Origin of the sequence: Duganella sp. HH101, from assembly GCF_001758795.1 — a bacterium.
In the GTDB taxonomy this organism is placed as follows: domain Bacteria; phylum Pseudomonadota; class Gammaproteobacteria; order Burkholderiales; family Burkholderiaceae_D; genus Rugamonas; species Rugamonas rivuli.
The window spans coordinates 1-14,590 of the sequence record NZ_LRON01000047.1 but is presented as its reverse complement, the minus strand read 5'-3'; the positions used below and the strand labels follow the sequence as shown (position 1 = coordinate 14,590).

General features: G+C 69.7%; 13 protein-coding genes. All 13 read left to right on the top strand.

Annotated elements, in window-relative coordinates; translation table 11 throughout:
* A partial coding sequence (locus tag DUGA2_RS31910; protein ID WP_141753449.1) for a tetratricopeptide repeat protein occupies positions 1–888 on the top strand: 888 nt, incomplete at its 5' end.
* 38 nt (positions 889–926) lie between these two features.
* The gene (locus tag DUGA2_RS31905; RefSeq protein WP_070273295.1) at positions 927–2,636 is read left to right on the top strand and encodes a GspE/PulE family protein; all 1,710 of its coding nucleotides are present in this window, start codon (positions 927–929) and stop codon (positions 2,634–2,636) included.
* Positions 2,636–3,841: a type II secretion system F family protein gene (locus DUGA2_RS31900; protein ID WP_070273294.1), complete on the top strand. Its 1,206-nt coding sequence runs from the start codon at positions 2,636–2,638 to the stop codon at positions 3,839–3,841. Before DUGA2_RS31905 ends, DUGA2_RS31900 begins: the two co-directional genes overlap by 1 nt.
* A gap of 46 nt (positions 3,842–3,887) precedes the next feature.
* A complete protein-coding gene (locus DUGA2_RS31895; protein WP_229214828.1) occupies positions 3,888–5,420 on the top strand; it encodes a hypothetical protein in 1,533 nt (510 codons plus the stop codon).
* Positions 5,417–6,097, top strand: coding sequence for a hypothetical protein (locus tag DUGA2_RS31890; RefSeq protein ID WP_070273292.1), 681 nt, complete (start codon positions 5,417–5,419; stop codon positions 6,095–6,097). Before DUGA2_RS31895 ends, DUGA2_RS31890 begins: the two co-directional genes overlap by 4 nt.
* Positions 6,097–6,840: a hypothetical protein gene (locus DUGA2_RS31885; RefSeq protein ID WP_141753448.1), complete on the top strand. Its 744-nt coding sequence runs from the start codon at positions 6,097–6,099 to the stop codon at positions 6,838–6,840. Before DUGA2_RS31890 ends, DUGA2_RS31885 begins: the two co-directional genes overlap by 1 nt.
* Complete coding sequence (locus DUGA2_RS31880) at positions 6,812–7,549, top strand: hypothetical protein (protein ID WP_070273290.1); 738 nt, start codon at positions 6,812–6,814, stop codon at positions 7,547–7,549. Before DUGA2_RS31885 ends, DUGA2_RS31880 begins: the two co-directional genes overlap by 29 nt.
* Positions 7,550–7,553: 4 nt before the next feature.
* On the top strand, positions 7,554–8,258 hold the full coding sequence (locus tag DUGA2_RS31875) for a type II secretion system protein (protein ID WP_070273289.1): 705 nt from the start codon (positions 7,554–7,556) through the stop codon (positions 8,256–8,258).
* Positions 8,255–9,046, top strand: coding sequence for a hypothetical protein (locus DUGA2_RS31870; RefSeq protein WP_070273288.1), 792 nt, complete (start codon positions 8,255–8,257; stop codon positions 9,044–9,046). The genes DUGA2_RS31875 and DUGA2_RS31870 overlap by 4 nt, the downstream gene beginning before the upstream one ends.
* Entirely contained in the window at positions 9,043–9,642 is a 600-nt protein-coding gene (locus tag DUGA2_RS31865) for a hypothetical protein (protein ID WP_229214827.1), read from the top strand. Before DUGA2_RS31870 ends, DUGA2_RS31865 begins: the two co-directional genes overlap by 4 nt.
* A gap of 96 nt (positions 9,643–9,738) precedes the next feature.
* The gene (locus DUGA2_RS31860; protein ID WP_070273287.1) at positions 9,739–10,293 is read left to right on the top strand and encodes a prepilin-type N-terminal cleavage/methylation domain-containing protein; all 555 of its coding nucleotides are present in this window, start codon (positions 9,739–9,741) and stop codon (positions 10,291–10,293) included.
* Between the two features lie 76 nt (positions 10,294–10,369).
* The gene (locus DUGA2_RS31855; protein ID WP_070273286.1) at positions 10,370–11,437 is read left to right on the top strand and encodes a phosphotransferase; all 1,068 of its coding nucleotides are present in this window, start codon (positions 10,370–10,372) and stop codon (positions 11,435–11,437) included.
* An 87-nt stretch (positions 11,438–11,524) separates the two neighbouring features.
* Positions 11,525–14,590 (top strand): PAS domain-containing protein (locus DUGA2_RS31850; protein WP_070273285.1); only part of this gene is annotated, 3,066 nt, incomplete at its 3' end.

The following is a 14,590-nucleotide window of genomic DNA, read 5'->3' as shown; positions in this document are numbered from 1 at the left end:
ACCTTGACCGGGGTGGCGCCGGTGCCGATGCCGCCGATGGGCGCCACCGGCGCCACCCCGGTCAAGGTCGCGGTCGCGCCCGGCGCCATCGAAGCGCTGCCCGACGGCGCGCCGATCGCGCCGCCGGTTCCCGCGCGCACCGGCACCGAAGACCTGGAACGCCGCCTGAACGCCGCCGAACAGGCGCTGGTCGCTTCGCAGCAAATCATGCAACAGCAGCTGGCGCAGCTGAACCAGCCGCGTCCCGACCAACTGCCGCCGATCGCCGCGCCGGACAACAGCGAGATCCGGGTCGCCCGCGCCAGCCAGCAGCCGGTGCTGGCGCCGGCGCTGGAAAGCGGCTACCAGGCCCTGAACAGCGGCGACCTGGCGCAAGCCCAGCAGCAATACGAGGCCGCGCTGCGCGACGCGCCGACCAGCCGCGACGCCCTGCTCGGCCTGGCCACGCTGGCCGCGCGCAAGGGCCAGGGCGAACAGGCGGCCGGCTACTACCTGCGCCTGCTCGAACTCGACCCCAACGACAGCACCGCCGTCGCCGGCCTGGTCGGCGTGCGCCAGGGCGACAGCGGCCAGAGCGAAGCGCGGCTGCGCAACATCCTCAACACCAGCCCGGACGCCGCGCCGGTGCTGTTCGCGCTGGGCAACCTGCAATCGCAGCAGGGCCGCTGGCCGGAAGCCCAGCAATCCTACTTCCGCGCCTACACCGCCATGCCCGACAACGCCGACTACGCCTACAACCTGGCCGTCGGCCTGGACCGGCTGAACCAGCCCAGGCTGGCGATGAAGTACTACCAGCGCGCGCTGGCGCTGGCGCAGGACCACGCCGCCGCCTTCGACCGCAACGCGCTGCGCCTGCGCCTGCACGAGCTGAGCGCGCCGGCGCGCTGAACGCCGTCGCGCATCGTCACCCTTAACGTAAGAGATACATGGCAGAACAAGTCAAACTCCCGCTCGGCAAGCTGCTGATCCAGAAAGGCGTGATCAGCGAAGACCAGCTGCGCATCGCCCTGATCGAGCAAAAGCGCAGCAGCGAGCCGCTGGGAAAACTGTTGATCACGCTGGGCTTCGTCACCGAGGCAACGGTGCGCATGGCGCTGTCGGAAAACCTCAACCAGCAGAGCGCCGACCTGACCAGCCTGGTGGTGGACGCCATCGCCCTCAAGCTCATCCCCAAGGACGTGGCCAAGCGCTACAAGGTGTTCCCCATCGTGTACGAGCGCGCCACCGACAACCTGATCCTGGCCATGTCGGACACCAGCAACATCGTCGCGCTGGACCAGATCAGCGCCATGCTGGTCAAGGGCATCACCATCAGCCCGCTGCTGGTCAACGATTCCGACATCCAGCGCGCCATCGACCAGTACTACGGCTTCGAGCTGTCGATCGACGGCATCCTGCACGAGATCGAGACGGGCGAAGTCAATTACGCCAGCCTGGGCGGCGCCTCGGACGAGTACAGCCAGCCGGTGGTGCGGCTGATCGACGCCATCCTGGCCGACGCCGTGCAGAACGGCGCCTCCGATCTGCACTTCGAGCCGGAGCAATCGTTCCTGCGCATCCGCTACCGCATCGACGGCATCCTGCGCCAGATCCGCAGCCTGCACAAATCCTACTGGCCGGCCATGGCGGTGCGCCTGAAGGTGATGAGCGGCATGAACATCGCCGAGACCCGCGCGCCGCAGGACGGCCGCATCTCGATCAAGTTCTCCGGCCGCCAGATCGATTTCCGCGCCTCGGCGCAGGCCACCACCCACGGCGAAAACTTCGTGCTGCGCGTGCTGGACCGGCAGAAAGGCATCGTGCCGCTGGACGGCCTGGGCCTGGAGGAAAACGAGCTCAACCTGCTGAAGCTGATGATCGCCCGGCCCGACGGCGTGATCCTGGTGACGGGCCCCACCGGCTCGGGCAAGACCACCACGCTGTATTCCATCCTCAACCACATCAACACCGAGAGCGTCAACATCATGACGCTGGAAGACCCGGTCGAGTACCCGATGAACATGATACGGCAGACCGCCGTCAACGAAGCGGCCAAGATGGGCTTTGCCGACGGCATCCGCTCGATGATGCGGCAGGATCCGGACATCATCCTGGTCGGCGAGATCCGCGACCGCGAGACCGCCGAGATGGCGTTCTCGGCGGCGATGACCGGCCACCAGGTGTATTCGACGCTGCACACCAACTCGGCGATCGGCTCGATCTCGCGCCTGCTCGACATCGGCGTGGTGGCCGACATCATGGCCGGCAACATCATCGGCATCATCGCCCAGCGCCTGATCCGCCGGCTGTGCCCGCACTGCCGCGTGGCCTACCCGGCCGAGGCGCTGGAGCGCCGCCTGCTGGGCCTTCCGCAAGGCGAGGACGCCCAGCCGTACACGCTGTACCGCGCCTGCGGCTGCGAACGCTGCGGCCACCAGGGCTACAAGGGCCGGCTGGCGATCATGGAGCTGCTGAAGATGACGCCGCAGCTCGACGAAATGGTGGCCCGGCGCGCCTCGTCGCGCGAGCTGAAGAACGCCGCCGCCGCGGCCGGCGTGCGCTCGCTGGTGGACGACGGCCTGCGCCGCGTGCTCGAAGGCGTGACCACGCTGGAGGAAGTGGCGCGCGTGGTCGACCTTACCGACAGGCTGAGCTGATGCCCCAATACCTCTACCGCGCGATGGACGCCGCCGGCCAGCTGACGCTGGGCAATATGGACGCGCTCAACGAGCCCGACCTGGAGTTGCGCCTGCACCGCATGGAGCTGGACCTGATCGATTGCCAGGTGTCGCGCCAGAAGCTGGCCGCCATCGGCCGGCGCGACATCACGCGCAAGGACTTGATCAACTTCTGCTTCCAGATGGAGCAGCTGACCGGCGCCGGCGTGCCCATCCTGGACGGCTTGAACGACCTGCGCGACAGCATGGACCATCCGCGCTTCCGCGAAATCATCACCGACCTGATCGAGAACATCGAGGGCGGCCTGCAACTGTCGGCCGCGCTCGACGCCTACCCGGACGTGTTCGACAAGACCTTCACCAGCCTGATCACGGCCGGCGAGCGCACCGGCAAGATCGCCGAAGTGTTCCTGAATTTGTCGGACAGCCTGAAGTGGCAGGACGAGCTGGCCTCGCAGTCGCGCAAGATCATCATGAAGCCGCTGTTCGTCGGCATCGTCATCCTGGGCGTGGTGGCCTTCCTGATGATCTACCTGGTGCCGCAGCTGACCTCCTTCATCAAGAACATGGGCAACGAGCTGCCCTTCCACACCAAGGCGCTGATCTTCGTCTCCGACCTCTTCATCAATTACTGGTACGTGCTGCTGGCGCTGCCGGTGGCGGCCTTCTTCGGCGGCCGCGCCTGGCTGGCGCGCAGCGAGGACGCGCGCTACCGCTTCGACGCCTTCAAGCTGCGCATCTGGATGGTGGGGCCGGTGCAGCACAAGATCATCCTGGCCCGCTTCGCCACCTTCTTCGCGCTGATGTATGGCGCCGGCATCACTATCCTCGAATGCATACGGCTGTCCGAGGGCATCGTCGGCAACCGCATGGTGGCGGCCGGGCTGCGCCGCGCGGCCCAGCTCATTTCCGAGGGCCAGAGCGTGACGGCGGCGTTCCAGAACACCGGCATCTTCCCGCCGCTGGTGATCCGCATGCTCAAGGTCGGCGAGGCCACCGGCGCGCTCGACGGCGCGCTGCGCAACGTCAGCTATTTCTACAACCGTGAAGTCAAGGAAATGATCGAGAAGGTGCAGGCGATGATAGAGCCGGCGATGACCGTGGTCCTGGGCCTGCTGCTGGGCTGGATCATGCTGTCCGTGCTGGGGCCGATTTACGACACCATCAGCAAGATCCGACCCTGAGGCCGCCGTGTTGCATCGACATTTACTTTATCTCAGCAGCGAATATGTGTGGGCCTACCCGTGGCACCAGGGCCGGCTCGGCGAACCCGTGCGCTACAGCAACGACCGCGCCGGCGTCGACGCCTTCATGGATCACCTGGACACCCAGCCCTACGGCCCGGTCTACCTGATGGTCGACCTGATCGAGGAAGACTTCCAGCGCATCACGCTGCCGCACGTGACCGGCCGCTCCGGCCGCCGCCTGCTGGCCCGCCGGCTGTTGCAGCAATACCGGGAGACGCCGTACCGCTACGTGCGCGTGCAGGGCCGCGAGGCCAACGGCCGCCAGGACGATATCGCCCTGCTCAGCGCGCTGACCAACCCGGCGCTGGTGCAACCGTGGGTGGCGGCGCTGGAACTGCTGCGCGCGCCGCTGGCGGGGCTGTACTCGACCACGCTGACGAGCCCGGCGCTGGTGCGCAAGCTGGGCCTGTCCGACGAGCGCCTGCTGCTGGTGACGCAGCAATCGGCCGGCCTGCGCCAGAGCTATTTCCTCGACGGCCAGCTGAAGTTCTCGCGCCTGACGCTGGCGGTGGACCGCGACGGCGCCCCGGTCGACGTCGCCCGCGAAACCGCCAAGACCCAGCAGTTCCTCACCAGCACCCGCCTGATCGGGCGCGGCGAAGTGCTGCACACCGTGATCGTGGCGCCGGAGGCGACGCTGGACCGCCTCGAACCGCAGTGCCAGGACGGCGCCGAGACCGCCTACCACTTCATCCCCATGGACGACGCCGCCCGGCGCACCGGCCTGGCCGAGACGCCGGCGCTGGCCGACACCATGCTGCTGACGCTGCTCGGACAGCAACGCCCGCCCAGCCAGTATTCGCTGGGCGAAGCGCGCCGCTACTTCCAGCTGTGGCGCGCGCGGCTGGGCCTGTTCAGCGCCAGCGCCGTGCTGGCGACCGCCACGCTGGTCTGGCTGGGCATCAATGTCTGGCGCTATACCGACGCCACCTCGGCCACCGCCGCCATGTACGCCGAGGCCGACCAGTTCGACAAGCGCTACCGCGACGCGCTGTCGACCATGACGCCGGCGGTCGACAAGACCGTCAACATGAAGGCCGCCGTCACCGTGGCCCAGCTGCTGGTGCGCCAGGGGCCGCAGCCGCTGCCCTTCATGGCGCAGCTGAGCACGGCGCTCGACAGAGTGCCGCAAATCCGCCTGATCCAGCTGGACTGGAAGATCACGCCGCCGGCCGCGCCCGCCGAGCCGGTGGCCGGCAGCTTCCTCAACGCCGCCAGCGGCACGCCGCTGGCGCCGATCTCGTCGCTGATGCTGGGCCTGCCCGTCTCCGTGCCGCAGGCGCTGCGGCTGGAGGCCGAGATCATGGTGCCGCCGGAGAACTACCGCGAAGTGGTCAACACCATGAACGCCTTCACCCAGGAACTGGCGCGCCAGCCGCGCATGGTGGTGGAGGTGGTGCAGCAGCCGGTCGACACCCGCTCCAGCGTCAAGCTCAGCGGCAAGGCCGGCGCCGGCGCCAGCGGCGGCGTCGAGAGCAAGGCCCGCTTCATCCTCAATCTCGTGTGGCAGCCATGAACGCCTCCCCCGCTCCCTTCAGCAAGAAACCGCCGCGCGCCGCCGCGCCGCTGCCCTACTGGATGCGCGAATTCGCGCTGATACGGCTGGCGGTGGTGACGGCCGCCGGCGCCCTCAGCATCGGCGTGGCGGCGGTGTTCGCCAGCACCTGGTATGTCAACCACGCGCAGGACGAGCGCGCCCAGGCCCAGCAGACGCGCGACGCCGCGCGCCAGCGCTTCGCCCAGGTCGAAAGCGAAAAGCGCGAAATCCGCAGCTACCAGCCGCAGTTCGTGCTGCTGCGCAAGCGCGGCCTGATCGGCGACGAAAACCGCCTCGACTGGGTCGAGCAGATCCGCCAGATCCAGGAGCGCCGCAAGCTGCCGCCGCTGAGCTACGAGATCGAACCGCAGCAGGCGGTCAAGCTGGACGCGCCGGTGCCGCTGGGCGACTACGCGCTGCGCGGCAGCCGCATGAGCCTGCGCATGGAGCTGCTGCACGAGGGCGATCTGTTCAACTTCCTCGAAGACCTGCGGCAACGCAACTACTACGCGGTGCAGGAATGCACGCTCAAGCGCCTCGGCGGCCCGACGAACGTGCCGAACACGCCGACCATGGGCGCCGACTGCAAGCTCAACTGGCTGACGCTGGCGCCGGCCGCCGCGCTCAACGCCGCCGCGCGCAAGAAAGGCTCGTGATGAAACGCTCCCGACTCCTCCGCCCGGCCTTGCCGCTGGCGCCGCTGCCGGCCCTGCTGGCCGTGCTGGCCGTGCTGCCGGCCGCCGCCGCGCCGGCGGCGCAGCAGGCGACGCTGGGCCGGCTGTTCTCCACGCAGGAAGAACGGGGCAACCTGGACCGCCAGCGCGATGGCGGCCCGAGCGGCCAGGCCATCGCCGCGCTCGCCGCCAGCGGGACCGGCGGCGGCGCTTTCCCGGGCGCGGCGCCCGAGCCCGCGCCGGCAGCCCCGGCGGCCTATGTTCCGGCCGCCGCCGCGTCCTACGCGCCGCCGTCCGGGCCGCCGACCGCCTACAACACGCCCGACCCGAACGCCACGCCGCCCGGCGGGCCGCCAACGATGCAGGCCGGCAATCCGCAGGCCGTGCCGGCCGCGGCGCCGCCGGCCGCGCCCGGCGGCATGCCGCCCACCATGCAAGCCGCGCCGGCGCCGTACGCCGGCGGCGCGGCGCCGGCCCTATCCGCTTCCGCCTCCGCCGCGCAGCCCGCCGCGGCCGCGTCGTCCTCGGTCAGGCTGAGCGGCGTGCTGCGCGGTAGCAGCGGCCGCACCACCGTCTGGCTCAACCAGGTGCCGCAGGACCAGGGCGCCCGCGCCGTGCCCGGCCAGGGCGTGGCGCTGCGGCTGTCGTCCGGGCGCCAGGTCATCCTCAAACCGGGCCAGAGCTTTGACTCGTCCAATGGCAATATCCAGGAAATCGGCCACTAGCGGCCGGCGCCAGCGCGGCGCGGCGCTGTTGCTGCTGCTGGCGATGACCAGCGTCGGCGCGGCGGCGGTGCTGATCAGCGCGCTGAGCCACGACAACGGCCAGCAGCGCCGCAGCGCGCTGACGCTGGCGCGCATGGCGCAGGCGCGCGAGGCGCTGGTCGGCTTCGCCGCCGTCAACGGCCGCCTGCCGCGTCCGGCCGCCTCGGCCACCGACGGCCGCGAGGCGCAGGCGCCGTGCGCGTCGGAACAGGCGTGCACCGGCTTCCTGCCCTGGGTCACGCTGGGCGTGGACGGCGCCGACGGCTGGGGCAACCTGCTGCGCTACAGCGTCACGCCGGCCTACACGCGGGCGCCGGTGCTGCGCATCTCGGCGGTCGCCACCAAGACCGTGTCCGAGCGCGGCGCCAGCGGCGAATCCGAGTACCGCGTCGGCCAAGCCAGCTGCGACCTCGGCGCCCAGTGCGCGCCGCTGGTGCTGCTGTCGCACGGCCAGCGCAATTTCGGCACCTCGCTGCTGGGCGTGGCGCAGGCCAACACCGCCATCGGCAATCTGGACGAGCAGCAAAACGCCAGCGACAGCGTGCACTTCATCAGCCGCCCCTTCAGCGCCGATCCGGCCGCGCCCGGCGGCGAGTTCGACGACCTGGTGCTGAGCGTGCCGCTGTCCCTCCTTTACCAACGAATGGCGGCGGCCCACCGCCTGCCTTGAACCCATGAAGAAACACCGACAACACGGTTTTACCCTGGTTGAAATCGCCATCGTGCTGATCATCGTCGGCCTGATGGTGGGCGGCCTGCTGGCGCCGCTGAGCATGCAGCTGGAGCAGCGCAAGACCGCGGAAACCCAGAAGGCGCTGGAAGACGCGCGCGAAGCGCTGACCGGCTACGCGCTGCGCAACGGCTACCTGCCCTGCCCGGCCATCTCGGCCGGCAACGGCCTGGAGGCGCGCGACGGCAGCCATTGCGCCAACGGCCGCCGCAGCGGCTACCTGCCGTGGGCGACGCTGGGCCTGGCCAAGCTCGACAGCTGGAACCATCTGTTCCGCTACAGCGTCACGCCGGCCTTCAGCGACAGCGGCGCGCTGTTCAACCTGAGCACGCCGCGCGACATCACCGTCGCCACCCGCGACGGCAGCGGCCAGCTGGTGGCGGCCACCGCCGTCAACGACATCCCGGCGCTGATACTCTCGCACGGCAAGAACGGCTACGGCGGCAGCAACGAGCTCGGCGGCCTGATCGCCAACGCCCCCAATAACAACGACGACGAGCAGCTCAACGCCCGCTCGGACACCCAGTTCATCAGCCGCTACGCCAGCGACAGCGCCACCGCGCCGGGCGGCCCGTACGACGACATCGTGGTCTGGCTGTCGCCCAACATCCTGTTCAACCGCATGGTCGCGGTGCAGAAAATCCAATGACGGCCGCGCCGCCCCTGCACCGCCCCCGGGCGGTGCTGCTGATCGCCCGCTACACGCTGCTGGAGGCGCTGCGCAACCGCTTGCCGTGGCTGCTGTTGCTGGCGCTGGCGGCGGCGCTGTGCGTCGGCGGCTTCCTCGGCCAGCTGGCGCTGACCGAAAGCCGGCAATTGCAGGCGGCGCTGGTGGCGGCCGTGCTGCGGCTGGCGGCGGTGTTCCTGATCGCCACCTTCGTCATCGGCAGCATGGCGCGCGAGGCGGCCGACAAGGGTGGCGAGCTGCTGCTGTCGCTGGCCCTGCCGCGCGCCGTCTACCTGCTGGGCAAGCTGGCCGGCTACGCCGCGCTGGCGCTGCTGCCGGCGCTGCTGTTCGGCGCCGCCGCGCTGGCGTATGCGCCGGCCGGTCAGGCCGCGTTGTGGGCGGCCTCGCTGCTGGGGGAATTGTGGATCGTGGCCGCCTTCAGCCTGCTGTGCGCGCTGACCTTGCACCAGACGCTGCCGGCGTTGTCGGCCGTCTGCGCCTTCTACCTGCTGGCGCGCGTGCTGACTACGCTGCAACTGCTGGGCCACGGCGGCGCGGCCCAGGCCGGCCCAGGCCAGCGCTGGCTGGCGCACGGCCTGGACGCGCTGGCCCTGCTGCTGCCCCACCTGGACGGCTTCGCCCGCAGCGACTGGCTGCTCTACCACAGCGGCAGCCTGGCCGACCTCGGCGCGGTGGCGCTGCAGACCGCGCTGTCGGTGGGCTTGCTGACAGCGGCCGCGTTGTTCGACCTGTACCGGAAGAACCTGTGAACATCAAGCCGCGTCCGCTGTCGTCGGTGCCGCCGGCCGCGCTGCAACTGGCGGCGCTGGGCGACCCGGCCGCCTTGTCGCGCCTGCTGATGCTGTATGTGCAGGGCTTCGACGAGCAGGCCGGCGTGCGCATCGCCTGGCGCGAGCTGGACTACGGCAAGCTGCGGCTATGGCTGGAACGCGCGCTGGACCTCGATCCGCGCAGCCAGTATCCGCTGCTGGCGGCCAGCGAAGTGTATGGCGCGGTCGGCGATCCGGCGCGCGTGCGGCTGATGCTCGACCTGGTCTACCAGCGCTTCGGCGCGGACCCGGACCGGCGCTGGCCGTGGCTGGCGCACGCGGCGGTGGTGGCCCGCCACCGGCTGCACGACCTGCCGCTGGCGCGGCGCTATGCCCGGGCGATACGCTTGCAGGCCACCGGCCCGCAAGTGCCGGCCTGGGCGCGCGAGCTGGAGCTGTTCGTGCTCGAAGACATGAACCAGGCCGAGGCGGCGCGGGCGCTGATCGGCGCGCTGCTGGCCAGCGGCCAGATCACCGATCCCAACGAACTGCGCTTCCTCGAACAACGGCTGCAAAGCATGGCCCCGCCGCCCTAGGCGGACCGGCGGTTTCGGACTATCATGGCGTTTATGCGGCGCAATTCGATGCGCCCACAACATACCACTTGCAAGACGTTACGAAAGGATGCCCCCATGCGCCGAGCCCAACGCGGCTTTACCCTGGTTGAGATTGCGATTGTCCTGGTCATCATCGGCCTGCTGCTGGGCGGCGTGCTCAAGGGGCAAGGCCTGATCGACAGCGCCAAGGTGAAGAACATCATCCAGCAATCGAACGCGCTGTCGGCGGCGGTCAACTCCTACCAGGACAAGTTCCACGCGCTGCCCGGCGACGATCCGCAAGCCACCAGCCACGCGCCCGGCGCCACCGGCAACGGCAACGGCGACGGCCAGATCGCCGAATACCAGCTGGCGCCGCAGCACCTGGCGCTGGCCGGCTTCATCACCGGCTCGTTCAACGGCACCACCGACTTCATGACCAGCGCCCAGGGCGGCGCCGTCTACATCTACAACGACGCCGTGGGCGGCCGCGCCGGCAACGGCATCCGCATCGACAACCTGCCCGATTCCTTCGCCGAGCAGGTCGACAGCAAGCTCGACGACGGCAAATACAACACCGGCTCGGTGCGCGCCACCGCCGTCTACACCAACAACGGCAGCGTGATCCAGCGCACCGCCGTGTTCTTCTGAGTTCCCGTCAAATAAAAAGCACGCACGTACTTTTATTCGACTAGAATAGCTGACACTCACAACCGCGGGAGACAGCATGTTCGAAGAATTCATCGGCACCAAGGAGGTGTCGGCGCGCCACCAGTTCGACGTGGCGGCGCTCGACGCCTGGCTGCGCCGCCACGTCGCCGGCTACCCGGACGGCGCGCTGGCCGTGGCACAGTTCAAGGGCGGCCAGTCCAACCCCACCTACAAGCTCGGCATCGCCGGCCGGCACTATGTGCTGCGCACCAAGCCGGCGCCGGCCGCCAGGCTGCTGCCGTCGGCCCACGCGATCGAGCGCGAGTACCGCGTGATGGATGCGCTCAACCGGCACGGTTTCCCGGCGCCGCGCCAGCTCGCGCTGTGCACCGACGAGGACGTGATCGGCCGCGCCTTCTACGTGATGGAGTTGGTCGAGGGCCGCGTGCTGTGGGACCAGGCCCTGCCCGGCATGACGCCGGCCGAGCGCGGCGCCATCTACGATGAACTCAACCGCGTGATAGCCCGGCTGCACACGGTGGACTACGCCGCCATCGGCCTGGCCGACTACGGCAAGCCGGGCAACTACTTCGCGCGCCAGATCGAGCGCTGGAGCAAGCAATACCTGGCCGCGCAGACCGAGACCATAGCCGCCATGGATGAGCTGATCGCCTGGCTGCCGGCCCACATTCCGCCGGGAGAAGACACTGCCATCGTGCACGGCGACTTCCGCCTCGACAACATGCTGTTCCACCCGACCGAGCCGCGCATCCTGGCCGTGCTGGACTGGGAACTGTCGACGCTGGGCCACCCCTTCGCCGACTTCTCCTACCACTGCATGAGCTGGCATATCGAACCCGGCCAGTTCCGCGGCATCGCCGGGCTGGACCTGAAGGCGCTGGGCATCCCGTCGCAGCAGGAGTACATCGCCCGCTACGCCGAACGCACCGGCAAGACCATACGGCTGGAGGATTTCAACTTCTACCTGGCCTTCAATATGTTCCGCCTGGCGAGCATCATGCAAGGCATTATGAAGCGCCATGCGGACGGCACCGCCGCCAGCGCCCAGGCGCTGGAGTCGGGACGCATGGCGCGGCCGATGGCCGAGCTGGCCTGGGCCTACGCCTGCGGCAAGCCGATCTGACCGGGCCGGGACAAAATCACTTTCTGAAAAGTCCGGCCTCGGCTACTATCGTGCTGCCAGCCTGATACCGCACCCGGGGTTCTTCACGTGCCAGAAACGAAACGCCAACGCCTGCCTTCCATCCGCTCGCAGATCACGCTGCTGGTGCTGGCGTGCGCGTTGCCGACGGTGATAGGCTTCGGCGCCGTGGTCAGCCAGTTCTACCAGCGCGAGCGCGTAGCGCTGATGGAGGACACCCAGCAGTCGGCCCGCATGGTGGCCGCCGCCATCGACCGCGACCTGCTGCAATCGGACAGCGCCGCGCGCGCGCTGGCCACCTCGCCCAGCGTGCGCAGCGGCGACCTGGCGGCGCTGCGGGTGCAAGCCGGCGCGCTGCTGGGGCCGCAGTTCCCGGCGTCCCAGTTCATCCTCAGCGACACCGGCGGCAAGACCCTGCTGAACGTCGGCGCGCCGCTGCCGGACACGCTCGACCCCGCCGGCAATCTGCACCGGCTGGCGCCGCTGTACGCGCAGGCGCGCGCGCAGCTGTCGGTGGTGTATGTCGAAGGCAGCGCGCTGCTGGCGGTGGACGTGCCGGTGTTTGTCGACAGCCGCCCGGCCTACGCGCTGACCGCGCTGCTCAAGCCCGAACGGCTGGCCAACATCCTGCGCGACGAAAAAATCAGCCAGCAGCAGGTGATGACGCTGTACGACCCGGACGGCGTGGTCGTGGCCCAGGCCGGCGGGCCGCGCCTGCTGCTGGGCCAGCCGGCCGCACCGGCGCTGCGGGCCCAGCTGCGCGAACGCAGCGAGGCGCTGCTGAGCACCGAGACGGCCGACGGCACGCCGGTGTATTTCGGTTTCAGCCGCTCGCCGGTCAGCCGCGCCACGGTGGCCATCGCCACACCGCAGGACCTGGCGCTGCGCGAGCTGCTGGCCGCCGTCACCGCCATTTCGCTGGCCATGGCGACGGTGCTGCTGGCCGGCTTTTCGCTGGCCTGGTGGGTCGGCGGCCGCATCGCCCGCTCGGTGAGCGACCTGGTCGGGCCGGCCCAGGCGCTGGCCAGCGGCAGCCCGTTCACGCTGGGGGCGATGACCTTCCGCGAGGCCGACGCCGTCGGCCTGGCCTTCCGCGCGCTGGAGCGCGACCTGCGCCGCAACCAGGCCGAGCTGGAACAACTGGTGGCCGACCGCACCGTGCAGCTGGAAAAGAACCGCGCCCAGCTGGAAACCCTGTACGCCACCGCGCCGGTCGGCCTCAGCTATGTCGACCAGGAGCTGCGCTTCGTCCGCCTCAACGACTACCTGGCGGCGCTGAACCGCCAGCCGGTGATCGCCCACCTGGGCCGCCACGTGGCCGAGATGATCCCCGACCCCGAAGTGCGGCGCAGCGTGCTGGCCGACTACCGCGCCGTGCTCGACAGCGGCCGCCCGCTGACCGGCCTGCAGCGCTCCGGCCACCCGGCCGCCTCGCCGGACCAGCTGTGCCACTGGGTGGTCAGCTACTATCCGCAGTTCGGCACCGACGGCCGCATCATCGGCATCACCGGCCTGCTGATGGACGTGACCGAGCTCAAACGGGTGGAGGCGGAATTGCGGCAATCGCGCCAGCTGATGAGCTCGATGGTGGAAAACATGCCGGCGATGATATTCCTCAAGCGCGCCGCCGACTTGCGCTACGAAATGTTCAACCGCTACGGCGCCCAGCTGTACGGCCTGACGCGCGGCGAAGAGCTGATCGGCAAGAGCGACTACGACTTCGTGCCGGCGTCCGAGGCCGACTTCTTCACCGCCGCCGACCGCCGCGTGCTGGCCGCCGAGGCCGGCGTCGTCACCGAGGTCGCCGAGGAACCGATCACCACCAACGGCGTGACGCGCTACCTGACCACCCGCAAGGTGGCGCTGCGCGACGAGCACGGCGTGGCCACCCACGTGCTGGGCATCTCGCTCGACATCACCGAGCGCAAGCAGGCCAAGGAAGCGCTGCGCGCCACCGTGGCGCAGCTGGCCCAGAGCGAGCATTTCGTCCGCACCGTCACCGACAACCTGCCCGGCATGGTGGCCTACTGGGACGCCAGCCTGCACTGCCGTTTCGCCAACCGCTACTTCCTCGAATGGCACGGCCGCGCCGCCGAGCAGATGCTGGGCGCGCGCATGCCCGAGGTGCTGGGCGCGGAACAGTATGCGTTCAGCGCGCCGTACGTGCGGCGCGCGCTGGACGGCGAGCCGCAGGGCTTTGCCGACCGGCTGCGCTGGCCGTCGGGCGACGTCAGCCACACCTGGGTCAACTACATCCCCGACGTCGACGAGCGCGGCCAGGTGCGCGGCTTCTTCGTGCTGGTGTCCGACGTCACCGAACTGAAGGAAACCGAATTGCACCTGCAGGAACTGAACGATGAACTGGTGCTGGCGCGCGACCGCGCCGAGGCGGCCAACCGCGCCAAGAGCGAATTCCTGGCCAATATGAGCCACGAAATCCGCACGCCGATGAACGCCATCATCGGCCTGGCGCGGCTGCTGGAAGAGGCGCCGCTGGCCGCGCGCGAGCGCGGCTACCTGGACAAGATCCAGCTGGCCACGCAGTCGCTGCTGGGCCTGGTCAACGATGTGCTGGACTTCTCGCGGGTGGAGGCCGGCCAGCTGGTGCTCGAACACGCGGCCTTCAGCCTGGAGCACATCCTCGGCAGCATCAGCGTGCTGGTCGGCGGCAGCGCCTACGACAAGGGCATCGAGCTGGTCTACGACATCGACCCGGCCCTGCCGGCCGAGCTGGCGGGCGACCCGATGCGGCTGCAGCAGGTGCTGCTCAACCTGATCAGCAACGCCATCAAGTTCACCGAGCGCGGCGAGGTGGTGCTGCAACTGCGCCAGGCGGCGGGCACGGCGCGGCCGGAGCAGCGCGCGATCTTGCTGGAGTTCCGCGTGCGCGACACCGGCATCGGCATCCCGCCCGAGCAGCAGGCCCACATCTTCGACGCCTTCTCGCAGGCCGACAGCAGCACCAGCCGCAAGTTCGGCGGCGCCGGCCTGGGCCTGGCGATCTGCCGCCAGCTGGCCGACATGATGGGCGGCGCCATCGAGGTCCGCAGCACGCCGGGCCAGGGGTCGGAATTCCTGTTCACCTGCCCGTTCGAATGCGTGGCGCCGGCGGCGGCGGCCGCGGCGTCGCCGGCC